Source organism: Methylophilus rhizosphaerae, from assembly GCF_900100975.1.
GTDB lineage: Bacteria > Pseudomonadota > Gammaproteobacteria > Burkholderiales > Methylophilaceae > Methylophilus > Methylophilus rhizosphaerae.
Genome location: NZ_FNFX01000003.1, coordinates 411,206 through 437,080, shown reverse-complemented (window position 1 = coordinate 437,080; position 25,875 = coordinate 411,206). Strand labels below are relative to the sequence as shown.

General features: G+C 51.2%; 23 protein-coding genes and 1 tRNA gene. 8 read left to right on the top strand and 16 right to left on the bottom strand.

The genetic code is table 11. The features are described 5' to 3' along the window. Positions 1-3: 3 nt before the first annotated feature. From BLP53_RS09010 to BLP53_RS08985, 6 genes are all read right to left on the bottom strand, one after another. Positions 4-216, bottom strand: a complete 213-nt coding sequence (locus BLP53_RS09010) for a DUF1656 domain-containing protein (protein WP_091471810.1) — start codon at positions 214-216, stop codon at positions 4-6. After that, positions 206-2,413: an FUSC family protein gene (locus tag BLP53_RS09005; RefSeq protein WP_245652754.1), complete on the bottom strand. Its 2,208-nt coding sequence runs from the start codon at positions 2,411-2,413 to the stop codon at positions 206-208. The genes BLP53_RS09010 and BLP53_RS09005 overlap by 11 nt, the downstream gene beginning before the upstream one ends. Next, positions 2,391-3,878, bottom strand: coding sequence for an efflux transporter outer membrane subunit (locus BLP53_RS09000; protein WP_245652752.1), 1,488 nt, complete (start codon positions 3,876-3,878; stop codon positions 2,391-2,393). Before BLP53_RS09000 ends, BLP53_RS09005 begins: the two co-directional genes overlap by 23 nt. A gap of 49 nt (positions 3,879-3,927) precedes the next feature. Next, a complete protein-coding gene (locus BLP53_RS08995) occupies positions 3,928-4,431 on the bottom strand; it encodes a MarR family winged helix-turn-helix transcriptional regulator (protein WP_091471809.1) in 504 nt (167 codons plus the stop codon). Between the two features lie 114 nt (positions 4,432-4,545). Continuing rightward, a complete protein-coding gene (locus BLP53_RS08990) occupies positions 4,546-5,589 on the bottom strand; it encodes an NAD(P)-dependent alcohol dehydrogenase (RefSeq protein WP_091471808.1) in 1,044 nt (347 codons plus the stop codon). A gap of 171 nt (positions 5,590-5,760) precedes the next feature. Beyond that, positions 5,761-6,714: an AraC family transcriptional regulator gene (locus BLP53_RS08985; protein WP_091471807.1), complete on the bottom strand. Its 954-nt coding sequence runs from the start codon at positions 6,712-6,714 to the stop codon at positions 5,761-5,763. A gap of 186 nt (positions 6,715-6,900) precedes the next feature. Between BLP53_RS08985 and BLP53_RS08980 the strand changes: the two genes are divergently transcribed. Together BLP53_RS08980 and BLP53_RS08975 are read left to right on the top strand one after the other, a co-directional pair. After that, positions 6,901-8,838 carry a DUF7133 domain-containing protein gene (locus BLP53_RS08980; protein WP_091471806.1) on the top strand — a complete coding sequence of 646 codons (1,938 nt, stop codon included), beginning with the start codon at positions 6,901-6,903 and terminating at the stop codon, positions 8,836-8,838. A 145-nt stretch (positions 8,839-8,983) separates the two neighbouring features. Next, positions 8,984-9,271: a PsiF family protein gene (locus BLP53_RS08975; RefSeq protein ID WP_091471805.1), complete on the top strand. Its 288-nt coding sequence runs from the start codon at positions 8,984-8,986 to the stop codon at positions 9,269-9,271. Positions 9,272-9,466: 195 nt separating this feature from the next. On the opposite strand, the gene cyoE is transcribed toward BLP53_RS08975, so the two are convergent. From cyoE to BLP53_RS08955, 4 genes are read right to left on the bottom strand one after another with little or no spacing between them, the layout of a single operon-like run. Next, on the bottom strand, positions 9,467-10,363 hold the full coding sequence (gene cyoE, locus BLP53_RS08970; RefSeq protein WP_176755243.1) for a heme o synthase: 897 nt from the start codon (positions 10,361-10,363) through the stop codon (positions 9,467-9,469). A gap of 19 nt (positions 10,364-10,382) precedes the next feature. Then, positions 10,383-11,357 carry a COX15/CtaA family protein gene (locus BLP53_RS08965; RefSeq protein WP_091471804.1) on the bottom strand — a complete coding sequence of 325 codons (975 nt, stop codon included), beginning with the start codon at positions 11,355-11,357 and terminating at the stop codon, positions 10,383-10,385. Between the two features lies 1 nt (position 11,358). Further along, complete coding sequence (locus BLP53_RS08960) at positions 11,359-11,979, bottom strand: hypothetical protein (protein ID WP_091471803.1); 621 nt, start codon at positions 11,977-11,979, stop codon at positions 11,359-11,361. A 1-nt stretch (position 11,980) separates the two neighbouring features. Next, positions 11,981-12,646, bottom strand: a complete 666-nt coding sequence (locus tag BLP53_RS08955) for an SURF1 family protein (protein ID WP_245652750.1) — start codon at positions 12,644-12,646, stop codon at positions 11,981-11,983. A gap of 115 nt (positions 12,647-12,761) precedes the next feature. On the opposite strand from BLP53_RS08955, the gene BLP53_RS08950 reads away from it, so the two are divergent. Further along, positions 12,762-12,962: a twin transmembrane helix small protein gene (locus BLP53_RS08950; protein WP_091471801.1), complete on the top strand. Its 201-nt coding sequence runs from the start codon at positions 12,762-12,764 to the stop codon at positions 12,960-12,962. A 57-nt stretch (positions 12,963-13,019) separates the two neighbouring features. Here BLP53_RS08950 and BLP53_RS08945 read toward each other — a convergent pair whose 3' ends face one another. The 5 genes from BLP53_RS08945 to BLP53_RS08925 all read right to left on the bottom strand — a co-directional run bounded on the left by BLP53_RS08945 (position 13,020) and on the right by BLP53_RS08925 (position 17,998). Further along, positions 13,020-13,952, bottom strand: coding sequence for a cytochrome c oxidase subunit 3 (locus BLP53_RS08945; protein WP_091471800.1), 933 nt, complete (start codon positions 13,950-13,952; stop codon positions 13,020-13,022). 49 nt (positions 13,953-14,001) lie between these two features. After that, a complete protein-coding gene (locus tag BLP53_RS08940) occupies positions 14,002-14,532 on the bottom strand; it encodes a cytochrome c oxidase assembly protein (RefSeq protein WP_245652748.1) in 531 nt (176 codons plus the stop codon). A 197-nt stretch (positions 14,533-14,729) separates the two neighbouring features. Then, on the bottom strand, positions 14,730-16,322 hold the full coding sequence (gene ctaD / locus BLP53_RS08935) for a cytochrome c oxidase subunit I (RefSeq protein ID WP_091471798.1): 1,593 nt from the start codon (positions 16,320-16,322) through the stop codon (positions 14,730-14,732). A 27-nt stretch (positions 16,323-16,349) separates the two neighbouring features. Further along, positions 16,350-17,516, bottom strand: coding sequence for a cytochrome c oxidase subunit II (gene coxB / locus BLP53_RS08930; protein ID WP_091471797.1), 1,167 nt, complete (start codon positions 17,514-17,516; stop codon positions 16,350-16,352). A 17-nt stretch (positions 17,517-17,533) separates the two neighbouring features. Continuing rightward, entirely contained in the window at positions 17,534-17,998 is a 465-nt protein-coding gene (locus tag BLP53_RS08925; RefSeq protein ID WP_091471796.1) for a DUF2244 domain-containing protein, read from the bottom strand. A 509-nt stretch (positions 17,999-18,507) separates the two neighbouring features. Between BLP53_RS08925 and BLP53_RS08920 the strand changes: the two genes are divergently transcribed. From BLP53_RS08920 to BLP53_RS08910, 3 genes are all read left to right on the top strand, one after another. Beyond that, on the top strand, positions 18,508-18,978 hold the full coding sequence (locus BLP53_RS08920; protein WP_245652747.1) for an RNA polymerase sigma factor: 471 nt from the start codon (positions 18,508-18,510) through the stop codon (positions 18,976-18,978). Positions 18,979-18,982: 4 nt separating this feature from the next. Beyond that, positions 18,983-19,996, top strand: a complete 1,014-nt coding sequence (locus BLP53_RS08915) for a FecR family protein (RefSeq protein ID WP_091471794.1) — start codon at positions 18,983-18,985, stop codon at positions 19,994-19,996. An 80-nt stretch (positions 19,997-20,076) separates the two neighbouring features. Next, entirely contained in the window at positions 20,077-23,388 is a 3,312-nt protein-coding gene (locus BLP53_RS08910) for a TonB-dependent receptor (protein ID WP_143001361.1), read from the top strand. A gap of 333 nt (positions 23,389-23,721) precedes the next feature. Here the strand turns inward: BLP53_RS08910 and BLP53_RS08905 are convergent. Beyond that, positions 23,722-23,806: transfer RNA gene (locus BLP53_RS08905), tRNA-Leu, on the bottom strand. A gap of 52 nt (positions 23,807-23,858) precedes the next feature. Here BLP53_RS08905 and queA point away from each other — a divergent pair. Continuing rightward, complete coding sequence (queA, locus tag BLP53_RS08900) at positions 23,859-24,896, top strand: tRNA preQ1(34) S-adenosylmethionine ribosyltransferase-isomerase QueA (protein ID WP_091471792.1); 1,038 nt, start codon at positions 23,859-23,861, stop codon at positions 24,894-24,896. Between the two features lie 57 nt (positions 24,897-24,953). Beyond that, entirely contained in the window at positions 24,954-25,826 is an 873-nt protein-coding gene (locus tag BLP53_RS08895; protein WP_091471791.1) for a hypothetical protein, read from the top strand. The last annotated feature ends 49 nt before the right edge of the window (positions 25,827-25,875 follow it).

Here is a 25,875-nt window from a genome sequence, read left to right as displayed (position 1 = left end):
CTCTCAATACACCATTAAACCAAACACGGAAAACAAGCAAAAAAACAGCGCTACCCTGAACAAGGCCGGATACCAGACCAGGTCGTAAACCGCCCAGGCCGCCAGCCATTTATCGACGCCCCAGATCACCACGGCGGCCAGCAGGAACGCCAGGAATAAAGTCGGCACGTGCGCATCCAGGAATGTCACTTCACGGGAAATCCACTCATGTGGCATGCACAATCTCCTTCGCTACTGGTCGATGCTGGCTAACCGGCGCCCCTGCCTGGATCACCAGCCGGATAAAGTGTAACTGGGTCGTTAATTTTCCGGCCTGCCCTGCAGGTAAGGGATGGGGGAAGACGTGCGCTTCATCTCCTTCCTGTAACCAGGTCAGGAAATAATCCAGCCAGCGCAATACTTGCTGCCGGTTTTTGGGTACTGGCTGACGGTAGTAATGCATCACCAGCGCCAACGTGTGCTGCACCCATTTTTGCGGGCCCTCCGGCAATCCGCCGGCAGCTGCGCGCAATGCAATCACTGCCTGGCCGATTTCAAGCGTGGCACACAAGGCTTCGACCACACGTACACTATCTGCATCCTGTGGCCGATGAGCATGACCGGAACGCTGGATCAGGTCGCGGGCGCGCATTTCAAATTCGGCAGCAGTCATGGTTTGCCCCTGGCAGGCATCCCCCACTAGGCGTCGCAACTGCACAAACAAGCGTCTTTTCGCCCAAGGGCTGGCCGCATAATCTGTCAGGCTGAACATCATGCCGGACACTGCCAGTGCAATCACCAGCGCAATCGAATCATTGAAGTACTGGGCTGGATTATCCCCTAGCGATTGGTTAAAACCCGCCATTAAAAAGTAGGCAATCCCCAGGCCTGCGCCCACCAGCGTAGTGGACGGCCTGGCGCTTAACCAGGCCGTCAGCAAGATCACCGGACTAATGACAATGCACAGCATCACGTAATCATGGGCGGCCGTCAGCCAGAACACATTGCTCACATACATCAGCACAATCCCCAGCAAGGCACCGAAGGAGAACTGGCGGATGGTTGCAGCGGGTGCCGGGCTGGCCGCAAACAGGGTATTGGTCACTACACCCATTGTCATGGCCAGGATACCTGATGGCCAGTCTACCGCCATCCACATCCCGGCAATGATTAACAGGGTCAGTGCACCCCGTAGCGCAGCGATGGAAACCGGCAACCAGTCGATATGCAGGTACAACTGCTCCGCAGCGAATTCACGTGTTTCGACCTGTTGCGGACGTGCACGGGCAAGCAGCGTGCCATAAGTATCCAGGTAGCCGGACAACGCTGCGGCCAATCTTTGCAACAGCTCGGCACCAGCCTCCATTTCCAGCCAATCCAGGTCAGGAGCCGTTACCAGCGCTTGCTGTTGCTGGCGGAAAGCGGTATCAAAGTGCTGCTGGAACGCGCTTACCGCCTGTTGCACAGTTACCAGCTCCTGTGCATTACCGGCACAGCGACCATCAATCAGGATGGCCGCAGCCAGCGGTTGCATCAATGCCAGCAACGCTGTCGCTTCCGCTGTTCGCCCACCAGCCTGCAATCTCTGTACCAGGCGCTGGAACATGACATAGCCGGTGGAAACCGCCATGAACTGCACATTCAGCCGATTGATGGTGGTGCTATGCAAGCGCGCATCATCGGTTTCAAATTGTACCGACGAACGGAACGACTCCAGTTGGTAGAAATCCTGCATCACCGTTAAAAAAGGCTGGTTCAGGCCAGTGGGCGCGCCGGACCCGAGTAACTCGCAAAAATCGCGGAACTTGCCACGCACCATTGCCAGGATGTTTTCCCACAACCGCTGTGGCAAGATCAGTTCGCTGACCAGAGTCGCACTGAGCAGGCCGACACCGATTTCTGACAGGCGGGTCGAGGCGATCTGGAACGTGTGCCAGGGCGCCTGCGTCGCCGGCAAGCCCACAATGCATAAGGTATAACCGGCCAGCACAAAACCGTAGGACTGGAAATTGCGGTAGGCCAGCGAGCCTGCTGTACATAAGCCAATCCAGAGTGCGGCAGCGATAAAGAACGGGAAGCGGTCCTGGGAAAACCAGGCCACCAGCAGCATGGAAAACAGGATGCCAACCACAGTACCCAGCAGGCGGTAATAACTTTTGGTGATGACCATGCCGGAACGGAAGTGCATGACAATGATCACCGTCAACAAAGCGGTAGCCGGCTGGTCCATTTCCATTTTCAGCGCTACCCATAGCGCCAGCAACGCGGCCAGCAGGTATTTGAACAAATACCCGATCAACGGAAAATCCTGCCGGTACCACTCCGCGCCAGCCTGCTGTAGACAGGTGATTACCAACCGTGCCCCCTGGCCGAGGAGTGCCATGGCGCTGGCCAGGTGGTGCAAGCCGCGCTTAATGTATGGCCTGAGCTGCATGTTCCGCATCAATCACCCCTCCACCCAGTGCCAGCATCAGCGCTGCATACGTTTCCAGCCGGCTAGCATCCTGCCCGACCAGGATAGCCTTCTGTTGCAGGACCAGTGTATTGGTTTGCAAGCTCTCAAGCAGGTTGCTCAAACCAGCCTGGTAATTTTTCACGGCCAGGCGATGCGCCTGCTCAGTTTTTTCCAGTGCCTGCTGCGTGCTCTCCGTTTCGACTCTCACGGCATTCCAGACAGACAACTGGTTAGCAATTCCTTCCAGCGCCTTGAGGATAGTCGCGTTGTAATCTTCTACTGCCATGTCATACATGGCTGTTTCAGCCGACAAATTAGCACGCCGCTTGCCGCCATCAAAAATAGGCAGTGACAGCGCAGGACCAATACTGCCTACCAGGCCGGCACTGGAAAACAGACCAGAAAATGCTAGCGCCTGGAATCCGGCATAGGACAACAAGTTAATATTCGGGTAAAACGCTGCCTTGGCACTTTGAATATGCTTTTGTGTCGCCTCGACCCGCCACCTGGCGGCCACAATATCCGGACGGCGGCCAAGCAGGTTGGCAGACAGGTGGTCCGGCAAGCCTATCGTGGCAGATAAATGCAAGGTTGGCCGCGTAATACTGTCACCAGCACCCGGCCCCTCCCCGCTGAGCGCGGCAATCTGGTTTTTCAGCAAGGCCAGGTGCAGGTCAATCTGGGTAACCTTGTTCTGCGCGGCCGGTAGCGTTGCCTCTAGCCGGCTCAGGTTTAATTGCGTGTTCAACCCGGCAGCCAGCGCCTTGTTGGCAATACGCATCTCGTGGCGTAAATCATCCAGCTCCTCCTGCGCCAGGTCGCGCCACTGGAACTCGGCAGCCAGCCGGATATAACTTTTGACCAGCGCGGCCGTCAGTGCAATATTAACCTGCTGCTTTTCGGCTTCGGCAACCCGCGTTTCATCCAGCGCCGCCAGCCAGGTCGATTCATGCTGTTTCCAAACATCCAGGTCATAAGACAGCGATACCGTAGCTTCGTTATTCCAGTTGAAGCGCCCGGCCCAGGGAGGAGGAATAAAGCTCAACTCGGTAAAACGCTCGCGCGACGAACTGGCATTGCCGCCAATCGTTGGCAAGGTCGCAGCATGCGCCTGCTCCGCCATCGCGGTAGACAGTGCAACGCGTGCCGTGGCTTTTTTCAGGTCAGGATGATCATGCAGGGCTTTCTCGACCAGATGATCCAGCTGCGGATCCTGATAGGCCTGCCACCAGCGCTCGCTTGGCCACGCCATGGCAGGCGCATCTTCAATTGCTTTACCCAGCGACAATTGATCCTGCGCCACCGGCTGCGATGCAGGGATGATGTCTTTAAAACTGATACAACCATTTAATAACACTGCCAGTAACCAGGCTAGCCAGCGCATCCCTGGGGCAGGCAAATGTGGCAGCGAGCGTGTGATCGGCAAAGCAAAAGGGGCATGCATAAAGTATGGCAATTAATAGTACGGAATCAAACTAATTAAATAAAAATTTTTATTTAATCAAATCAACACGGCTGGCCAGCGTGGAAAGATCAGCAACCAGCGCCTGCCGCTGTGCTTTTTCCAGCACATTCATAAACCGGGTCACACATTGCACATAATCTGGCATGACCTCATCCAGTTTCCGTTGCCCGGCGACCGATAAGCGGATCAGGAATTTGCGCCTGTCCCTCGTATCCATAAAGCGTGACACCAGCCCTTCACGCTCCAGACCATCAATAAAGCCGGTCATGGTTGCCTTGGTCACCCCGGCTTTATCTGCCAGGTCCGAAGGTGAGGAGGTCAGGTCATCCTGGCGCATCAATAGCACCAGCACCCACCAGCGACCTTGTAACAGCCCGTGTCGGGCCAGCAACGCGTCCAGCGCAGATGAAATATCCGATGCCGCCCGTAAAATGCTGACAAAGTCAGAAATGGCGGAAATATCTGTGCCGGGATACCGCGTCACAAACTTTTCCAGGCTTCCGGAAGTAGGTAATTCTTTTAGCAGCAACATAGTATGGAACATTATAGTATGGGATCAAACTAATTGCAAGCCTAAAATAAACGCCTCTTGATGACAGTAAAAAGCCCTGTTCAACCGAACAGGGCTTTGCATCGCAATCGCTTTTTAAGCTTTCAGGGAACCGATATCAATCACAAAACGGTATTTCACATCGCTCTTGAGCATGCGCTCGTATGCTTCGTTAATATAATTGGCATTGATCATTTCAACATCGCTGACAATATTGTGTTTGCCACAGAAGTCCAGCATCTCCTGGGTTTCGGCAATCCCGCCAATCAAGGAGCCGGCCACCTGGCGGCGTTTGGTGATGAGGTTGGCACCATGCACGTCTACCGGGTCCAGTGGACCCACCAGTACAATGGTTTTGTCACGCTTGAGCAAACCGATGTAAGGGTTTAGGTCATGGGCAACCGGCACCGTATCAATAATCAGGTCAAAACTGGCAGCATGTTTGGCCATGTCATCTGCATTTTTTGAAATCAATACTTCGTGTGCGCCCAGTTTGGTCGCGTCTGCCGCTTTGCTGGCAGAGGTGGTAATCATCACCACGTGCGCGCCCATGGCAGCCGCCAGTTTCACTCCCATGTGCCCCAGGCCACCAAGGCCGATGATGCCGACTTTCTGGCCTGGTTGTACATTCCAGTGCCTGAGCGGGGAATACAAGGTAATACCGGCGCATAGCAGGGGGGCGACCGCTTTGGTATCCAGGTTTTCCGGTACGCTGACCACAAATTTCTCGTCTACAGTGATGCGTTCTGCGTAGCCACCAAAGGTCAGGCCGCCATGTCTGGGATCCTTGGCGTTATACGTGAATACAGACCCATCACAATATTGCTCTTCACCCGCATGGCACTCCTCACACTGCCCGCAGGAGTCCACCAGGCAGCCGACACCGACCAGCTGGCCCGGTTTGAACCTGGTGACATGGTTACCCACTTTGTTTACACGGCCCACAATTTCATGGCCTGGCACCATAGGGTACAAAGAACCACCGCCCCACTCGTTTCTGGCCTGGTGAATATCAGAGTGGCAGATGCCGCAATACTCGATATCAATCAATACATCATGCGGGCCTGGTTCACGGCGTTCTATGCTCATCGGGGCAACAGGGGTGGTGGCATTCTGCACACCATAGGCGGCTGTTTTCATCGTCATCTCCATCTTGATTAATCCATTACTGGAAATACCGGGGATTACTTCCTTCCGGTGCACATGTTACAAGTCTAAAAGAATCGATCTTCCAATAATTGCCAGCTTTTCTTGAATGATTGCCTAAAGCTATTATTTTCTTTCAGGCATCTATGCTGGCGTCTGTGAGCATTACTGCTGCAACGTGACATAGGCTGCTTCAGCATCGCTAGGCGTCATCATCAGGGCACTACGCACGGCACCCACCTCCTCCATCGGGCTTTTACCAAACATGCGCTTGAATTCGCGGCTGAACTGTGACGCGCTCTCATACCCTACCCTGCTGGCCGCCAATGTGGCACTCAAGCCATCCTGCACCATCAACAGCCGTGCCTTGTGCAAACGGGTCATTTTCAGGTACTGGATAGGCGACGTCGCCGTTACATCCCGGAATGCTGCATGAAAGGCAGGTACACTCATGGTCGATTCCGATGCCAGCTTATCCACATTGAGTGCCTTGTCATACTCCGCATGAATCAGTCGCAATGCCTTGCTGATCTTGCCCATATTGCTATGTGTGCTGTGGGCCGCCAGGATGGCCGATGCCTGCGACGTCTGCAAAATACGGAAGTGGATTTCGCGGATAATGGCCTGCCCCAGCACAGTCGCTTCCGTTTTCGATTGCAGGCATTCCAGCAACCTGACCACCGCGTTTGATAATCGCGCATCCAGCGGCGTAGAGGTAATGCCGCTTTTACCGTTGATTTTCATCGGTGTGCCATGTGCCAGGCTCAACAGCAACTCTGAAACCATGGATAAATTGATGCGAATCGAAATTGCCAGTAAAGGTTCCTCCAGCGAGGCAACGGTTTCACTTTCGAATGGCAATGGTACTGACAATACCAGAAATTGCTGTGGGTTGTACTGGTAGACTTCACCACCGAGATAACCGATCTTTCTGCCCTGGCAGACAAAGACAATACTGGGTTCATAAAACACCGGGCTGCGGGGAATGGCCCGGTTCCAGCGCATTAGTTTGACACCATCCAGCGCCGTCAGGGTGAAGCCTTCGTTTGGTGTCAGGCTGGATAGCAGCGAAATCGTCCTGTCCCTGTCATGCGCCGTCCAGCAGTCAACATTGCTCATATACCCCACCCGTTAAAACAATTAGGCATTAATCATAGTACAAAATACCGGGACTAATCTATTCTCCAATAGAAACAGGCAATCATTTAATATTTTTCAAACTTTCGCCAACCTCCCGGACTGCGTACACTATGCTATCCACACTTGCATTGATTTCAATATTGTTGGAGAAAGGATACACACGTGATGAAGCATCAATTTATAAAAAGCCTGATCGGTACCCTGTTTACCGCCGTGGCAGTCAATGCCTGGGCAGATATTCAGGATGTACGCGCCAACCTCAGCAAGCTGCATGTACCTGACGGTTTCCATGTCGACATTTATGCCGAAGTGCCCGGCGCGCGCCAGATGGCATTGGGCACCAATGGCAATATCTATGTGGGCACACGCGGCAGCAAAGTTTACGCCGTCGTCGATAAGAACAAGGACCACAAGGCTGATCAGGTAGTCGCTATTCTGGATGACCTGAATGTCGGTAATGGCGTGGCCATGGTCGATGGCCACCTGTATGTCGCAGAGCAAAACCGCATCACGCGCTATGCCGCACCCGATTTTGACCTGACCCTGCCATTTAAAGCCATGCGTGAAGTCATTTACGACAAGCTGCCCAACAAAGCACATCACGGCTGGCGTTACCTGACCGTCGGCCCGGACAACAAACTGTATGTATCGCTGGGGGCACCTTGCAACATCTGCGACCCGGTGGGCATAGAGGCTTCCATTATCCGCATGAACCCAGATGGCAGCCAGGTCGAGACTTTCGCCAAAGGCGTGCGCAACTCCGAGGGGATGGATTTCCAGCCTGGCACCAATACCTTGTTTTTCACCGATAATGGCGTTGACCTGCTGGGGGCAGACATTCCGCATGACGAATTGAATGCCGCACCTAAGGCAGGATTACATTTCGGCTTCCCCTATTTTGCCGGGGGCGATGCACGTGACCCGAACTGGAAAAACAAGACGCCTCCCACTGGAGTGACAAAACCAGTGGCAGAGTTCCAGGCGCACAGTGCCAACCTGGGTTTCAAGTTTTATACCGGCAAACAATTCCCGGCTGAATACCAGGGCAATGCCGTGATCGCACAGCACGGCTCCTGGAACCGCAAGGAACCAGTTGGCTACCAACTGGTTCGTGTCACTTTCGATGAGCAGAAACAGGTGAAAGAAACCAAAGTGTTCATTGACGGCTGGCTGAGTGCCGAAGGCGAAATGTGGGGTCGCCCGACAGATGTCCTGCAACTGCCGGATGGTTCCCTGCTGGTTTCGGATGACTTCAATGGTGTGATTTACCGCATCAGCTATGATGGCAAGACGCAAGCTGCTACACCTGTTGCTGCTGCAGACAACACCACATTGACAGGCTTCCAGATGCCGGAATCCGTATTTGCGGCTCCGAGCGGTATCACCTACATCTCCGAAATTGGCGAATTCGGCAAACTGGGCGATGGCAAAATTACCCAGATCAGCCCGGATGGTTCGCGTAAAGCCCTGGCAGAAGGCCTGAACGACCCCAAAGGCCTGGATATGTTTGACAACCAGCTGTATGTCGCCGATATGGACCGCGTAGTACGGGTAGATGCGCAATCCGGCCAGCAAACCGTGTTTGCGGCTACCAGCGCGTTTCCGCGTAAACCGGTCTTCCTGAATGATGTCGAAATCGATGGCCTGGGCAATGTCTACGTGTCTGACAGTGGCGATGATAATGGCAAAGGCGCGGGGATTTTCAAAATCACGCCTGCCGGTAAAGTGACGGAAGTCCTCAAAGGCAATGCCGGTATTAAACGCCCTAACGGTTTACTGATGGATGGTCCCGATAGCCTGTTAGTGGCTGATTTCGGGACTGGCAAACTGTTCAGGGTACAGCTGGGCACCAAGCCATCTGTCAGTCTGCTGAACCAGGGCTTTGGCGGTGCCGATGGCCTGATCAGGGATGCCAACGGCATGCTATACATCAGTGACTGGGCGCAAGGCAATGTCTGGCAACTGGTAGAGCCTAAGGCCACACCGCAACGTATTATCCAGGGTTACCAGTCTGCGGCAGACATCAGCCTGTCTGCCGACGGCCAGTCATTACTGATCCCGGATATGAAGGCGGGTACATTACATCGCCTGCCACTTCACTAAGATTCACTGGCGCATCAAAAAACAACCCGGCAAGTGCCGGGTTGTTTATTTTTTACCAACGGATTCGGCGCTGTGTCAGAATGGCAACCACAGGCTTGCGATACAGCGACCTGATCGTTAACAAAATATTGATGGGAGATTTTTCATGAAAAAACTACTTTTGGCCTTGTTGCTTTCCTGTGTCTGTATGTCAGTCTCTGCCGGTCAGCAACAGGAAAAAATGAAAACCTGTAATGCTGACGCAAAAACCAAAGCCCTCACTGGTGATGAACGCAAAGCCTTTATGAAATCCTGTTTGTCCAGCGACAGTGCAGATAGCGGATTGACCAAGCAACAAAACAAAATGAAAACCTGCAATGCCGATGCCAAAGCCAAGGCGCTTACAGGGGACGAACGCAAAGCCTTTATGAAATCCTGCCTGTCCGGCAGCTAATCTCTCATCCTCCCTCCAATCACACCTGCAGCGATGCTGCAGGTGTTTCTTTTTGGTAAACGCCCATCTCCCAGGCGACTTGCCAGTACAAAGTAAATCAATTGCACTGCAGCGCGGCTTCGCTTCACCAAAGGCGGCATAATTTGGACAAAAAAATAGCAGCGTATAAAGCTGCTATTGATATCCGCTGTACCCTTAAACCAGATAATGATCCAGCAACAAGGCCGCAAAAATCAGGCTGAGATAAAGAATGGAATATTTGAAAGTGGTTTTGGCCAGCGCATCGGAATAGTGGCGATACAACGCGATCACGTAATAAAGGAATATCGCATTCAAACAGGCGGCAGAAGCCAGGTACAACCAGCCGCTCATGCCCAGCCCATAAGGCATCAGGGACACCACCACCAGAATCACGGTATACAGCACAATATGCAGCAGTGTGAACTTTTCACCATGCGTCACGGGCAGCATGGGCATGCCAACTTTCGCATATTCTTCACGGCGGTATAACGCCAGCGCCCAGAAATGCGGCGGCGTCCAGGCGAAAATAATCAGGAACATCACCAGCGCTTCGGGCGAAACGGTATTGTTGACCGCTGCCCAGCCCAGGATGGGTGGCATGGCACCGGACGCGCCGCCAATCACGATATTCATCGGCGTGGCCGGCTTGAGAAATACGGTATAAATCACGGCATAGCCGACAAATGTGCCCAATGTCAGCCACATGGTGAGTGGATTGACCCAGTAATACAGCATAGTTAAACCGATGCCACCGAGCACACTGGCAAATAGCAGGGTTTCCATCTGCGACAGCTGCCCGGTAGGCAAAGGACGTGCCCGTGTGCGCGCCATCATGGCATCAATCTTGTGCTCAATTAAGCAGTTAAACGCCGCGGCTGCCCCGGAAGCAAACGCAATCCCTATCGTAGATGCCAGCAATATCTGCAGCGATACCATGCCGGGTGTGGCCATAAACATGCCAATGATGGCAGTAAACACGATCAAGGCCGTGACACGCGGCTTACATAGCGCGTAAAAATGGTGCACACTCATTTTGGCTGTCGCCAGTTGTGCTATCCAGGTCGTTTGCATGATTGAATCCCCCAACGTTTTAATAGGATGTATTGATTAATCTGGCATTCACAGCCACCAGGCTGACTCCCAGTAATGCAGCACCTGCGTTATGCAAGACCGCTAACACCAACGGGAGTTGTAACAATAAATTGGCAATGCCGAGGCTGACTTGCAGTAACAAGACCATGAGCACTATCCAGGCCAGGCAGCGGCCTGTTGGGCGCTGCAACAGGATCTTCACACTGGCCACACCCCAGGCCAGGACCACCAGTGCGCCCAGGCGGTGAACCCATTGAATGGCGGTGAGCGCACTCAAATGCAATTGACCACCATCCCGGCTTTCACCCAGGGCACGCGTGATATGAAACGCGTCCGCGAAATCCATTTCCGGCCACCACAAGCCATGACAGGTAGGGAAGTCGGTACAGGCCAGGGCGGCATAATTGCTGCTGGTCCAGCCACCCAGCATCACTTGCAGCAACCATATCAGTAATGCCATACGCAGCCACCATTGCTGATTTGCAGGTAAGGCAATCGATGGTGTCGTATGGTTACGTATGGCAATCCAGCACAGGATTACCAAGGTACTCATCCCGCCGAGCAAATGCAGGGTCACAATCACGGGTTTCAATAGCAGCGTTACTGTCCACATGCCCAGTAACGCCTGCATTACAATCAGCACGACCAGGACAGCAGATAGCGGCCATGCCGTTTTGATCGTGTCCCGGTTGCGGTAAGCCAGCCAGGCTAACCCTACAATTAACAGGCCCAAACTTCCGGCGAGGTAACGGTGCGCCATTTCCTTCCAGGCCTTGGCATGTTCCAGCGGTTTGTCAGGATAGACCTGCTGCGCGGCCTGAATGGCCGACTCGCTCTGTGGCACCGTCATCGCCCCATAGCAGCCCGGCCAGTCAGGGCATCCCAGTCCGGCATCGGACAAACGCACATAGGATCCCAACACTACCACGCAAAACGCCAGTATGGCCGCCAGCATACTCAATGATTTAAACATATCAACCCGCCCAGGAAGCTTTCAGTAACTTCATCAAATCTTTGCGTATCCATTTGGCTTCTTGTTCCAGCGAGTACTGCATCATGATATTACCTAGCGGATCGATAAAATAAACACGTTGCGCATCCAGCGTATTCTGCCCACCACCACTCAACAGGCGCCCGAGATCAGCAATCTGTGTAGCTTCCCCATTGATAATCAGCAAATCGGGATAACGCTCACGAATCGGCCGCGTATCTGCCTGCTGGGTAATCAGCACGCGCTGCACCCGGATCATGTCCTTGTAGAGTGAAACATAGATTTGCCTTAAATCGTACAGGCGTTGCATGCATGAAGCGTCGCACTCACGTGCAATCAGCACGATATTCCATTTGTCCTGCCAGAAGGCCGGCATGGCTTCATGCCTGTCACTTTCCCAATGTGTCGTAGAGGCAATCGAGACCGGTGGATGAATCAACTGGCCATAACTTTTACCTACCGGACGCCAGTCCAGCTTGATCATGGCAATGACTACCAGCAATGGCACGATGAAGAAAATAGCCAGCAACAGAAAAATCATGCGCCCTTTACGCTGCTGCGCAGCATCGTCTAATGCTGCCGGATCTGTTTCTTTTTGTGCCATCTTAATGCCGTTTCTCCACCATTTGATACAACCCTATCAGCAGGCTTGCCACCGCAAAGCCGAACCACTGGTAAGCATAACTTAAATGTTTCTCCACCTGGCCGGCAGGAACATCCCAATGTCGGACAAAACCATCCTGCACCACGGCAGGATCCAGTTTTAATATGGCGCCAGGCACAAGGAGATAAGGGATATGCTGTTGCAGTTGCTTGAAATCGATGACTTGTTGCACCTGATTCCATCGCTGCTCGGGCTTACCTAACTGAAAGGCGGTTTTTGTCTGGTGCCACCACATTCCGCGGATGGTTTGTTGCGCCTGGCTGGTGTTAACAACCGGCACCTGCTGGTGGTTGGCAAAACCGGCTATCCAGCCCCGGTTCACCAGTATCGCGGTATGCCCGTCATCGAGCAAAAAAGGCGTTACCACGTGAAACCCGGCTTGCTCCTGCTCAACCTGGTTATCAAGAAAGAAACTGTACTCTGCCAGATAATGTCCTGTGAGCTGCACCGTCAGCGTATGCAATGCTTCTACACTGGCGGCATTCAGTTGCTGCGCAATCAATGCAATGACATCCTGTTTTCCATGCGTTAATGCCCGCGTAATCGCCTGCTTCTGCTCAGCCTTGTGCCACTGCCAGAAACCCAGCTTCAGGCAGGTCGCCATCATGAGCGCCACGACCAATATGACAACTGGCCTTGGCTTTAATACGTAACTTCCCAGAGGTATTTGCATTTTCCTACTTACAGCCCATAATGTGCCTACCCTATCAAGGACTCACACCATGCTTATTAAAATTGCTACTGTTCTTATCCTGCTTGTCATCATTGGCAGCCTGCTCTCAGCCTTGGTTTTTTTACTCAAGGACAAACGCGGTTCAGATCGCACTGTCAAAGCATTGACTGTGCGTATTGGCCTGTCTCTCTTTTTATTCCTGCTGCTGATTGTCGCTGCCCAATTTGGTTATATCGGCCATACACTTTAGTTTCAATGAATGCAGGCGGTATATAAAAGGGCGCTCTAGGCGCCCTTTTTGTTTTGACTAGAGCATGTAAACAAAGATATACAGGCCTAACCACACTACATCCACAAAGTGCCAGTACCAGGCCACGCCTTCAAAACCAAAGTGATGTTCTGGCGTGAAGTGGCCCTTGATACTGCGCAACCAGATGACGATCAACATCAATGTCCCGACTGTCACGTGAAAGCCATGGAAACCGGTCAGCATAAAGAAAGTCGCACCATACGCACCGGATTTCAGTGTCAGCCCCATTTCAGTGTAGGCATGATGATATTCGGCAGCCTGGCAACAGAGGAAAGTCACCCCCAGTGCAATGGTCAGGAACAGGCCAATAATCAACTGTCTGCGATTGTTTTTAATCAATCCCCAATGCGCCCAGGTAATCGTCGCACCGGAACTTAGCAACAACAGCGTATTAATCAGTGGCAACCCACTCCAGGTCATGGGATGGAAGTCAGGATTAGGTTTGTAAGTCTCGCCCAGAACTACACCTCCTGGTCCCTGAGATGGCCATGTACTCAGGAAGTCTTTATACGGGGTAATATCCGGGGCATAAGAAGCCAAATCCGGCACTGCCAGTATGCGCATGTAGAACAGCGCGCCGAAGAAGGCGGCAAAAAAGGCAACCTCGGAGCAGATAAAGACAATCATGCCGATACGGAATGATTTATCTTCCCATTTTTTATATTGCCCGGTCATACTTTCGGTTACCACATCACTCAGCCACTTGAACATCATGAACAGAATGATGAACAGCCCCAAATACATCATGTATTTGCCGGGCGTTGCCAGGTAATCCAGCGTCGGATTTCTGAGTGATCCATCCCCACGCAGATCAGAGCCCGTGACATTAAACACAAACCCGCTGGCCATGGATAACAGGCCAACAGAAATGAGTGCGGGATAGACACTGCCATGTGGTACGAAATAATGATTCTCTGAATGACTTGCCATGCATTAACTCCCAATCACTTGATTTTTATAATTCAATTACATGTTCATCTTATTCACTCACCGGGAAGAACGAATATGACAGGGTCAATTCATGTACTTCCGGCGGCAAATCTGTACTCACAAAAAATCTGAGCGGTAACTCTTTCATCTCTCCTGGCTTGAGTGACTGCCGCGTAAAACAGAAACACTCAATTTTTTTCAAATGTGCAGATGCTATCCCTGGTGTCACACTCGGTATCGCCTGCCCGACCACCACTTCATTGGTAATGTTTTTTGCTTCAAACATGACCGATGTCACTTGGCCGGGATGTACCGTAACACTGTTTTGTTTGGGGTAAAAATTCCACCCCAGCCCAGACATCACGGAGGACACAAACTGCACCGTTACCTCCCGCGACGTATCTACCTTTTGTGCCGTGGCTGTCGTGGCAGTATTACTTGTCTTACCATTCAGGCCGGTGACCGAGCAAATTACGTCATATAAAGGTACCAGGGCAAAGGCAAACACCAGCGCGCCAGCAATAACCCACACCAGTTTTAACGCCAGTTTTTTATTAGCCTGCGATTGCTGTTGATTCACCACTATACGTCTTCAAACAAATTTATTTCCAGACGGTGAACATGGAAATCAAATACCATGCAATCGCCACACCTGCCAATATCCAGGCAATTTTCCTGCTATTTCTTTGCTTCTGTTCGCTCAAAATTCTGATTCCTGCAATACTTTTACCGGATCATCAGGCCACCCAGTTGCTCCCTGAACGGCCTGATACGCTCCTATTTCACTACCGGTTGCTCGGTAAAGCTGTGATATGGCGGAGGAGAAGGCAACGTCCACTCCAGGCCTACCGCACCTTCCCAGACACGGTCAGTCGCTTTCTGGCCACCACGTACACAACTGATAATGTTGTAGACCAGCAGCAGTTGTGACAAGCCCAGCACAAAAGCCCCAATCGAGGAGATCATGTTGAACTCGGCAAACTGCAATGCATAGTCAGGGATACGGCGTGGCATCCCTGCCAGGCCAACGAAGAACTGCGGAATAAAGGTCACATTGAAAGAAATGGCGGTCAGCCAGAAATGCAATTTACCCAGTTTCTCGTTGTACATGTGACCGGTCATTTTTGGCAACCAGTAATACACACCCGCCATGATGCCCATGATGCCTCCGGCAAACAGGGTGTAATGGAAGTGAGCCACCACAAAATAGCTGTTATGGTATTGCGCATCGGCCGCCACGTCCGCCAGCACCAGGCCGGTCAGGCCGCCTATGCCGAACAGGATAATCCAGCCAACGGTGAACAGCATGGGTGTTTCAAAGCTCATGGAGCCTTTCCACATGGTACGAATCCAGCAATAGAACAATACCGCCAGCGGTAATGAAATCGCCATTGTGCTATACATGAAATAAAGCAAGGCAGGTACAGGCATCCCCGCAGCAAAGAAGTGGTGTGCCCAGACAACCACGGACAATGCGCCGATCCCCCACAGGGAATACACTTGTGCTTTATAGCCATACATGGGTTTGCGGCTGAATGTCTGCAGAATTTGTGGAATGAAACCCCAGACAGGCAACAGCAGGATATACACTTCAGGGTGACCAAAGAACCAGAACAAATGCTGGAACATAATCGGATCACCACCACCAGCAGCATTAAAGAAGTGTGTGCCGAAGTGGCGGTCTGTCAGTAACATCGTCACTGCACCAGCCAACACAGGAATAGTAGCAATCAGCAGGAAAGCGGTGATCAGCCAGCCCCATGCAAACAGTGGCATTTTCATTAATGTCATGCCTGGTGCACGCATATTGAAAATAGTCACGATGATATTGATGGAGCCCAGTACCGATGAGATACCCAGCAGGTGAATCGCAAAAATGGCAAAATCCACGCCCAGGCCACCCTGGATAGAAAGCGGTGGATAAAATGTCCAGCCAGTTGCCAGAGCCCCATCACCGATCCCAAACAATGCCAGGGTAAAAGGCAAGGTTAGCAAGACGGCTGATGGCGGCAGAATCCAGAAACCCCAGTTATTCAAGCGAGGCAAGGCCATGTCCGGTGCACCAAGTTGCAACGGCAACATCCAGTTGGCAAATCCTGTCGCCGCCGGCATCAACGCCGCGAAAATCATAATCAGCGCGTGCACGCCAATCAATTGGTTGAAAAACTCAGGATTCATCAACTGCAATCCTGGTTTAAATAGTTCGGCACGAATGCCCAAAATCATACAGCCGCCAACCAAAAACATCACCAGCGAGAATGTCAGATACATGGTACCGATGTCTTTATGGTTGGTCGTTGTCAACCAACGCATGATGCCGGTAGGATGCTCCTGATGCTCATCGTGATGTGCTACAGTCGTAGTACTCATCGTTGCTCTCCTAAAATCTCTCAAATATTATTCACGTGCTGCTTTTACTTGTGCAGGTTGCACCACAGCATCTACAGAAGCAGCATTCCCCAAGGCATTCCGCTCATACGTCATCACAGCAGCAATTTCGGTGTCGTTCAACGTTGCTTTCCATGCCGGCATGACGCCTTTACCATTCAGCACGCGGTCAAGGTGACTATCCTTCTGGTATTTGCCATCTGCACCAAAAATCGGGCCGGTCGCAATCTTGCTGCCTGTCAGCGCAGGGAAAGCTGGCGGCAAGCCTGCACCGGTCACCTGGTGGCATACCGCACAGTTTTTCTCGTACACGGTCTTACCTTGTGCCAGTAACTCGTCCTTGGTCATTTCTTTGACATCATTGGCGGCTTTTTGCTCCTCTTGTTTTTTATTTGCCCACTCGGCAAACTCTTCTTTAGAGATCGCGTTAACCACCACCGGCATGTAACCGTGCCCCTTGCCACAGAGCTCTTTACATTGCCCGCGATAAACTCCCGGTTTTTCAACCTGCACCCAGGTTTCGCGGATAAAACCAGGAACAGCCACACGGGCAGAACCAAATTGTGGCACCCACCAGTTATGCAAGACATCCGCAGCCGTCATCAGGATACGGACTTTTTCCCCCACAGGCAGCACCAGCGGATTATCCACTTCCAGCAGGTAATGTTCGCCTTTATCTTCTTCATTATGCATCTGACCGTTGGTCGTGGTCAGGTTGCTCACGAATTTGATGCCTTTGGCATCTCCATCCAGATACTCATACTGCCAGCGCCATTGTGAGCCGGTAATCTTGATCACCATCGTGGACTGGTCACGTGTATCTTCCATCACAACCACACTGTGGTAAGCCGGAATCCCCATAATGACAAAGTCGATCAGTAGCAGAATGGCAAATGGCACCAGTGTCCAGAAAATTTCCATGGCTGTGGAAGGCGCCTTGTCCACGACAGGTTTGTAACCCTTGTCATGGCGGTGCTTCACAATGGAGTAAATCATGATTGCCAATACCACCACAAAAATAACGGCGGTAATCAGCATGAATTTGTTATGAACGTGTAGCGTATCCAGTGCCATCGGTGTAACCGGCTCTGGGAAATTGAACGTATAGTCAGCCCGTGCGCTCAATGAATAAAACAATGCGAACGCACTTGCCCCGAGTTTCTTCATCCCTTGCATCTAATCTGCTCCAAAATCTAGTTATTTAGTTTCTGAAGTGTTCGCTTGAGATGCGATACCAGTTCATCACGTTGCGCGTTGCTCATGGTATCACGACCAAACTCGACTTCTTGATTATGGGACCCAAGCCACAGTGACGTTTTACCGTTCTCACCTTCCCTGAGCGTTACCCGGGTCCAATATCGCTGAAACCGGATGTGCTTTACTTTTCCCAACACACATTGTTCGATTTCAACATAGTCCTCGGCAAGAGTGATCTTTTCGTAATCATCTCTGTGGCGCAACACCACCACAAATGCCAGAACCACTAACACCAATTCCAAACCGGCAAATGGAAACACCATCCAGGCACCAATATGCATAAACCCCAGTGCAATCAGACCTGAAAACACAATGAGGCTTAGTAGCAACTTACAGACACTTGCCACTGAAGCTGAAGCATTCGGTTTCGCTATGCATTGTGTTTCACAGATGGATAACATGTTTGCCAACCCAGAATTTAGTTTGTAGCAACTAAATTACGTTTAGTTACAAATTTGTTACACATGTCACGTTAGCATAAGCGCGCCATAGTGACAAGATAAAAAATGTGGCGCGTGGTGTCAGCAATGTAAATTTTCAGCAACTTAACTGCAACTGCACATACACCCTCAGACAAGGCTCAATGGGTCACCACATAATCATTTTTGCAGCAATCTAAAAGATTAAGGCCAAGCGAGATACCAGTACTTCAATCCAATTAAGTTGGTGGCTGTGAGCAACCAACATTCATCTATACAACCACTCTTAAACTTAAGAAAAATTCCATATTAACTTAAAAACAAAGGTCAGGAGGACAGCACCTGAATGGTATAAATTTTGCTGTTTCAATGGTATTAGCTTGTCAAGGCGTACCTATGCACCGTTCGTTTTTTTCTTTAGCACTGCTTGATCAGATCGTCATTAAGAAATGTACTGGCACGGTATAGATTTATATTGGGCATACAGCAATTTGTTACCCAATATTTATAAGGAAACACGCTGCCATCATCGTGCCTGCGATATCCTTCATGATGCGCTTCTTCGATTTGCGCTGACATCCTCTGCTGGTCGTGATGAGAAACCTCATGCGTATTTGAGAATGATTGCCCGCAACCTGACCCTCGACGAGTTTAAGTCATCGCGTCGTTTCCTGCCTTTGTTGACGCCGGAAGAAATGGGAAGCGATGGGGCGGGCAATCCGTTGGTATCCTTATCACCCTCCCCGGAAGAACTGGTACAAATCAAACAACGCCTGGAAGCATTGCAGAGAGTCATTGACGGGTTGCCCGCACGCTGCAAAGAAACATTCTGGTTATTTCGTATTGAAGGGTTATCTCAACAGGAGATTGCCAATAAATTATCTATTACCGTCAATATGGTACAACGCCATCTGTTGCGCGCCATGGCTGATCTGCTGGAAGCACAGGAATTCATCCGCTAACAATATGGCAGCAGCGCATTTCAAAAAATCCAAGCAAGCCGCCATCCAATGGTTCCTGCGCATGCAACATGCCGAGGTGGAGGACAGTGAGCGAAGCCGTTTTGAAAGCTGGCTTATGGAAAGTGCAGCCAATCAGGAGGCGTATAGTGAGGTCTCAAGGTTATGGGATAGCTTTGATTCGCCGGTGGCGCTTGAAACACTCGCAACTGCCATGGAGCAGAAAAACTATTTCAATAAACTCGAGCGCAGCCATCGATTCAAAAAAACTGCCGCTGGTGTGCTGGGCGCACTGACACTTGGCATCGGCAGTATTTTTGCCTACCAGTTTTGGCAATCGCAACCCGTCATGCAGTTAGCCGCGCAGACGGAATTAGGTGATATCAAGTCGCAACGATTGGAAGACGGTACGCTGCTGACCATGAATACCGGTACCGATATCGAAGTGAGTTATTACCGTGATCATCGCCTGGTCAAGCTCAAGCGCGGCGAGGCCATTTTTGAAGTCGCCCGCGATGAATCACGCCCCTTTATCGTCGATAGCGGATCTGCACGCGTCAGCGTCCTGGGCACACGCTTTGCGGTCAACCGTATGCAGAAGTTGATCCGCATCAGTGTTGATCATGGCTTGGTCAAGGTCGAGAAACAAGACTCACAGAACGAAACCAGTACACCAATAATGCTCCATAACGGAGAAGTTGCAGAGGTGCGTGCGGATGCGGCTAATCCACTGAAAACTATCCGCCAGGCCACCGATGCATTTACCTTTGAAAAAGGCGTGATCACTTTTGATCAGGCCGGTATCGATGAGATTGCCGAAACGCTCTCACGCTATCGCAAAGCGCCTGTCATCGCCCAAAGCGACACCGGCAACAACCACCAGATTACGGCGGTTATCAAATCGCAAAGTATCGAAACATTCCTCAGGCAATTGCCTAACATGGCGCCAGTGAAAGTAGTCACCACGCCGGAGCAGACCTTGATAACAGCAATACCGGCCAAAAAAACAGTGACGCAATAATTTATTTTTATCCGGACATCAGTGTTTTTCCTGATCAACAGTTATAGCGATATCAAATCGCAAAATCAGGGAGAATGAACATGCAATCCGGACGCACACAACCTCGCCGCTTACTTGCCATGGCAGGCTTGCCACTGACAGCAATCCTGCTGGCAACAAACGGCAATCTTCAGGCAGCCAGCCTTAATACCGAATTGCCAACGGCGAACCAGGGAAAATCTGTCAGGCAGTTCAATATACCGTCACAACCGCTTGATCGCTCCATCAAGCAGCTGGCCAATACCACAGGCCTGAATATCGCCTTTGACAGCGCCCTGGCTAAAAACAAGATAGCCCCAGCCGTCAAAGGCTTGATATCACCGATTGAAGCACTGAAACAATTACTGCAAGGAAGTGGTTTGCAAGCCACCATGGATGAAGATGCTGTCGTCATCCAGCCTGTGTCACAGGACACCTCAACCCGGCTGCAACTGGATGAAGTAACAGTCAGAGGCAAACGCTTTTATGAAACAGGCCCCATGCCCGGTCTTGGGCTCACAAAAGAACAGATCCCAGGTAATGTGCAGAGCATCAGCGCCCAGGAAATCAAAGAGTCAAATGAGCTCAGTCTTGCCGGGCTCATGAATTCAAAATTGCAATCGGTGAACACCAATGACTATCAGGGAAATCCGTTCCAGATGGATGTGACCTATCGTGGCTTCACGGCAGGCCCCCAGCTGGGTACCCCGCAAGGGTTATCCGTATTTTTCGATGGTGTCCGCGTCAATGAGCCTTTCGGCGATGTTGTCAACTGGGACATGATCCCCATGATGGCCCTGGCCAGTGTAGACGTCTTTCCCGGATCCAATCCGGTGTTTGGGTTGAATACCCTGGGTGGGGCCCTCTCGGTACGTACCAAAAGCGGGTTCGACGGCGATGTCCTGACGGCAAAACTCACCGGCGGTTCTTTTGACAGGAAACAACTGCAGGCCGAAGCTGGCGGGAACAATGGCGTAATCGCTGGTTATGTGGCAGCAAATATCTTTGATGAAAACGGATGGCGTGACAATTCGCCTTCCAAGGTAAACCAGTTATTCGGCAAGGCAGAATGGCGCAATGACAAGTTGAAACTAGGCCTGTCTTCTTTATATGCAGGCAATGACCTGGTCGGCAATGGCTTGATTCCCAAGGAGCTATACGACCAAAGACCGAAAAGCGTATTCACCTCCCCCGATGAAACAAAAAATAAGTTACTGCAACTGCAGCTTGCAAGTGCTTTCGATGTTTCTGACACCTTCAACATCACCACCCAGGTCTATCACAGGGAGAGCAAGCGCAAATCGGTCAATGGCGATTTTTACCAGGCTTTCCCGGACATGGTCGGTACTTATGATTTCGGCAGGGAAACTTCAACACCAGCGAATAACCTCCCCTTGTGCCAATATCTGGATGCAGACGGAGATGGTAAATGGGATACGTCTGATGGGTTTACCCCTTTGCCTCCCATTAACAACCCGACCAATGCATCTGGAGTATGCAATCCCAGTACCAGACAAGCTATCCTGGAACAATTGAAGATGCGGAATGGTGCGAATGGCGACGCCGGGTACGGGGGAAATGGGACAGGAGTCATCAACGGAACCCCCATTGGCCAGATTGATACAACCACCATTGACCAAGTGACCAATGGTGGCGCCATGCAGTTCAACTGGAATCTCGAGAAACACAAATTCATGGTCGGCTTATCCCTGGATTCTGCAAAAGCAACCTACAGCAGCGTTTCACGCCTGGGCCTGATTGATGCATCCCACAATGTATATCTTGATCCGGCCAATATTTCTCCGGAATTTTATGCAGCGTCGCATGACATCACCAACAATGCGTTCGATGGCAACTCCAGGACCTCCAGCCTTTATTTCAGCGAAACATGGACGCCTGTCGAAAAATGGAATTTCTCGGCCTCTGCGCGTTATAACAAGACAACGGTGACCAATAACCTGAAATCGCGAACGGCTGCCGGTTTTGCCGAACTGCACAACCTGAAAGACTTTGCCGCCAACCCAGATATCATTCTATGCCAGGATCCCACCAATTGCCCGACAACGCCTAATGCCACGAGCACACTTACAGATGACGCCCAGGCAAGCGGGCTGAATGGCTACTATCGTCCTAATGGCAACTTCGGTGACCGTTCCAGCCTGGATGGGCATAAGGAAAAGTTTTCTTACTATTCCCTTAACCCATCACTAGGCGCAAGTTATTCACCGCAAGAGAACATAAACCTGTATGGAAACTGGAGCCAGGGAACACGCGCACCTTCCGTGATTGAGCTTGGTTGCGCCTACAGCAGCGATCCTGCATTACAGAGTGCGGGTGCATGTACCCTACCCTCCCAACTTTCCGGTGACCCTTACCTGCCCCAAATCAAGGCCACCACCAGTGAGCTCGGCGCCCGCGGCATTTTTCCCAATCAATGGAAATGGAATATCAGCGCTTTCCAGACCGACCTGAAAGACGATATTTACTTTACCAGCCTGTCTTCTTCCCGCAATTATTTCGACACCATCGGCGACACACGCCGCCAAGGGTTAGAGCTAGGATTTGCAGGGAATGTCGGCGACCTGGATATTTCCGTGAATTACAGCCTGACCAGCGCCACGTTCGAAAGCGCCTTCCATATGTTCAACCTGTCCAACAGCAGCACTAACTTTGACCCCAATAATGGGGTTGGCCCAGGCATGTATCAATATGTCGAGGACCCTGACGGAGGTTATCATCTGGAATTTCCCCACAACGCCGCTTATTACAACAAATACGGTCAATCCAGTTTTCGCCAATACAAGATCAAGCCAGGCAGCCGCATGCCTGGCGTGCCTTTGCATAACCTGAATGTGTCCCTCAATTACCGCGTGACCGATCGCTGGAAAATTGGCCTGAATATGATCATGCGCTCCAGCGCGATTTCTCGTGGCAATGAAAACAACGAGCACCATAAAGGGCCGGCGGCACAGCAAGCGGGTCAGATTGCTGCCAGCTGTAATCCTGCATTTGACCCTGTCACTGGCGACTTTACCGGCTATTTCCAGTGTGATGCCCAGCCATCTACAACTGTGGGTCAACCATTCAGTCAGGATGGCAGTACACCTGGCTATGCCATATTCAACCTAAATACCAGCTACAAGCTCGATAAGGGATTAACGCTTGGGCTCCAGATTAATAACTTATTTAATCGCAAGTATTACTCCGCCAGCCAACTAGGCGCTAACCCGTTCTCTCCATCCATCAATGGCGCAATTGGTACCAGTGGATTCAATTACAACTCCAGGGATTGGCAGAATACGACTTTCGTAGCGCCAGGGGCACCTCGCGCAGCATGGTTGACACTGACTTATGAATTCGACCCTAAACCATAGGGATAACAAGCCATCAGACCTGAGCGGCTAAGGCAGGCAAGTCCTGCCAAGACGCTGGCCTGAGGTTCGGTTGATGCAGGGCCTGGATTTATGCAGACAGGACAGAAACACATTCACAATGAATGTGCCTGGAAAGTGAAGATATAAACTAAAAACCCGGCATTCAAAGGAGTGTCGGGTCTAAGCCATCAGCGTCGTTGAGTGACATGACAGCAAGGGTCGCTTCACCATCATCGACACTATCATTTATCGCTGCTATAGACGTAAAAAAATCCCGTAATCTATTGATTTACGGGATTTTTCATTGCATTAGGGCTGCGTTGGATGTCCAAATGGTGCCGGGAGCCGGAATCGAACCGGCACGCCTTGCGGCGCTGGATTTTGAGTCCAGTGCGTCTACCAGTTCCGCCATCCCGGCATGGGATATAATGTTGGACAACAAACCGCTATTATAACCATAATTTTGCTTTATGAGAACTCTAGATTTCGATTTTTATCTACCGCCAGACCTGATTGCACAACACCCTTTACCGCATCGTTCAGAAAGCCGTTTACTCGAAGTGAATGCCACGAATCATTCGATCCAGGACAGTTTTTTCCGCCAGATCGGTGATCATTTTGAGGCTGGCGATGTATTGGTTCTTAATGATACAAAAGTGATCAAAGCAAGATTGTTCGGGCAAAAAGCCACCGGTGGCCAGATTGAGGTCATGATAGATCGCGTGCTCAATGCGCAGGAGGCTTACGCGCAAATCAAATCTTCGCGCTCACCCAAGGCTGGCGGCCTGTTGCATCTGCCAGGCGATTACCAGGCAGAAGTGCTTGGACGCCACATGGATATGTTCCATATCCGTTTACTGGGTAATGAATCGTGGTATGACTTCCTTGAGCGCTACGGGCAACTACCTTTACCACCTTATATTGAACATACAGCGGATACCACAGACAGCACACGTTACCAGACTGTGTTTGCCAGGCATGAAGGTGCCGTTGCGGCACCGACGGCAGGACTGCATTTTGATGAAGCGCTATTGCAATCCCTGATCGCTAAAGGCGTGCAGGTGCACTATGTCACCTTGCATGTCGGTGCTGGCACGTTCCAACCAGTAAAAGTAGACAATATCGCCGAGCATCACATGCATAGCGAGGTATATCATTTGCCGGAGCAGACGATAGACGCCATCCTGGAAGCGCGTGCTAACGGGAAACGCGTGACCGCAGTGGGTACGACTTCCTTGCGCACGCTGGAAAGCGCCGCCCATGCAGGCAAGCTGTTTGCGCACCATGGCGAAACGGATATTTTTATTACGCCCGGCTTCGAATTCAAACTGGTTGACCGCCTGATCACCAATTTCCACCTGCCCAAAAGTACCTTGATGATGCTGGTCTCGGCATTTGGCGGCTACGACCTGATGCGCCAGGCTTACGCACATGCCATTAAGCAATCCTACCGTTTTTTCAGTTATGGCGATGCCATGCTGATTACACGTGCAGTATCGAAAAAGTAAACCGCGGCGGTTAGAATAACGTTTACATCATTCATATAAAAACTGGGTTACGGAGCTATGCAATTCAAGACAACAACACTGGGCGGGCTGATGTTGCTCTGCCTGTCACTGACTAGCCATGCAGATATCCTGCCGGAGGCGGAAGTCGGCGTGAAAATTCCTTTAACCAAAAAACCGACCACGCGCCCGATGACAGTGGCCTATTTACCGGGCAACCAGCATTACTACATTGCCGATGGCGGTCTGGCACCTATGGGCAGTGAATTCGAAGCGCCAATTTCCAAGTCGGAAGTGCATGCCTTTACCGCAACAGGCCAGTATGTGAATTCGGCCAGGCCCGGTTTTGATAACCGCTCGCTTTACTACAACGCGAACTCGAACAAACTGGAAACCATCACCTACAATATTTCCAGTGCCGTGGGGTTTATGCCGAACACGGGCATTTACAGCCTGGAAGTCAACGATAACGGTGAGATATTGAGTAGCTCGGGCGACGTTGCGCAGTTTAATCCCGCCTTCGGCGATGCAGGCACCATGCCCAGCTATGATCCTGCCAGCAACCAGTATTATGCCAAGCAGGAACATGGCAACCTGGTGTTTGTAGTAGACCCGAAACAGCGCGAGAAACTCAAGGAAATCAAACTGGATTTTGCTGCGGCACACGTCGCCCACGATGATATCAGCGATCACTTTATTGCCTTTACCGGCGTCACTGGCAACGAATTGGCTTTGCTCGATGTTGACCATAAAGCCGTACTGATTTTTGACCTGACTGGGCATTATGTCGGCAAAAGCGCGTTACCTGCCACGATGAAACTGCGCTCACAAAACCACTTCAATGGCCTGGGTTACACCAACGGCATGATGTTCGTTTATCACGAAAACGAAGGCGAATTCGGTACCTACTACGGATTCAAGGTTGTGAAATAAGCGGCAATCCACAAACAAAAAAGCCGCGCAATTGCGCGGCTTTTTTATA

Bases quoted from the DNA above. Each gene is read 5' to 3' on its own strand.
- coxB (WP_091471797.1), bottom strand. From the start codon at position 17,516: ATGCAAGGGATGAAGAAACTCGGGGCAAGTGCGTTCGCATTGTTTTAT.
- BLP53_RS08985 (WP_091471807.1), bottom strand. From the start codon at position 6,714: ATGAGCAATGTTGACTGCTGGACGGCGCATGACAGGGACAGGACGATT.
- BLP53_RS08895 (WP_091471791.1), top strand. From the start codon at position 24,954: ATGCAATTCAAGACAACAACACTGGGCGGGCTGATGTTGCTCTGCCTG.
- BLP53_RS08910 (WP_143001361.1), top strand. From the start codon at position 20,077: ATGCAATCCGGACGCACACAACCTCGCCGCTTACTTGCCATGGCAGGC.
- BLP53_RS08965 (WP_091471804.1), bottom strand. From the start codon at position 11,357: ATGTTTAAATCATTGAGTATGCTGGCGGCCATACTGGCGTTTTGCGTG.
- BLP53_RS08995 (WP_091471809.1), bottom strand. From the start codon at position 4,431: ATGTTGCTGCTAAAAGAATTACCTACTTCCGGAAGCCTGGAAAAGTTT.
- BLP53_RS08960 (WP_091471803.1), bottom strand. From the start codon at position 11,979: ATGGCACAAAAAGAAACAGATCCGGCAGCATTAGACGATGCTGCGCAG.
- cyoE (WP_176755243.1), bottom strand. From the start codon at position 10,363: ATGCAAACGACCTGGATAGCACAACTGGCGACAGCCAAAATGAGTGTG.
- BLP53_RS08950 (WP_091471801.1), top strand. From the start codon at position 12,762: ATGCTTATTAAAATTGCTACTGTTCTTATCCTGCTTGTCATCATTGGC.
- BLP53_RS09010 (WP_091471810.1), bottom strand. From the start codon at position 216: ATGCCACATGAGTGGATTTCCCGTGAAGTGACATTCCTGGATGCGCAC.
- BLP53_RS09005 (WP_245652754.1), bottom strand. From the start codon at position 2,413: ATGCAGCTCAGGCCATACATTAAGCGCGGCTTGCACCACCTGGCCAGC.
- BLP53_RS08980 (WP_091471806.1), top strand. From the start codon at position 6,901: ATGAAGCATCAATTTATAAAAAGCCTGATCGGTACCCTGTTTACCGCC.
- BLP53_RS09000 (WP_245652752.1), bottom strand. From the start codon at position 3,878: ATGCATGCCCCTTTTGCTTTGCCGATCACACGCTCGCTGCCACATTTG.
- BLP53_RS08945 (WP_091471800.1), bottom strand. From the start codon at position 13,952: ATGGCAAGTCATTCAGAGAATCATTATTTCGTACCACATGGCAGTGTC.
- BLP53_RS08990 (WP_091471808.1), bottom strand. From the start codon at position 5,589: ATGAAAACAGCCGCCTATGGTGTGCAGAATGCCACCACCCCTGTTGCC.
- BLP53_RS08925 (WP_091471796.1), bottom strand. From the start codon at position 17,998: ATGTTATCCATCTGTGAAACACAATGCATAGCGAAACCGAATGCTTCA.
- BLP53_RS08975 (WP_091471805.1), top strand. From the start codon at position 8,984: ATGAAAAAACTACTTTTGGCCTTGTTGCTTTCCTGTGTCTGTATGTCA.
- ctaD (WP_091471798.1), bottom strand. From the start codon at position 16,322: ATGAGTACTACGACTGTAGCACATCACGATGAGCATCAGGAGCATCCT.
- BLP53_RS08915 (WP_091471794.1), top strand. From the start codon at position 18,983: ATGGCAGCAGCGCATTTCAAAAAATCCAAGCAAGCCGCCATCCAATGG.
- BLP53_RS08955 (WP_245652750.1), bottom strand. From the start codon at position 12,646: ATGATGGCGACCTGCCTGAAGCTGGGTTTCTGGCAGTGGCACAAGGCT.
- queA (WP_091471792.1), top strand. From the start codon at position 23,859: ATGAGAACTCTAGATTTCGATTTTTATCTACCGCCAGACCTGATTGCA.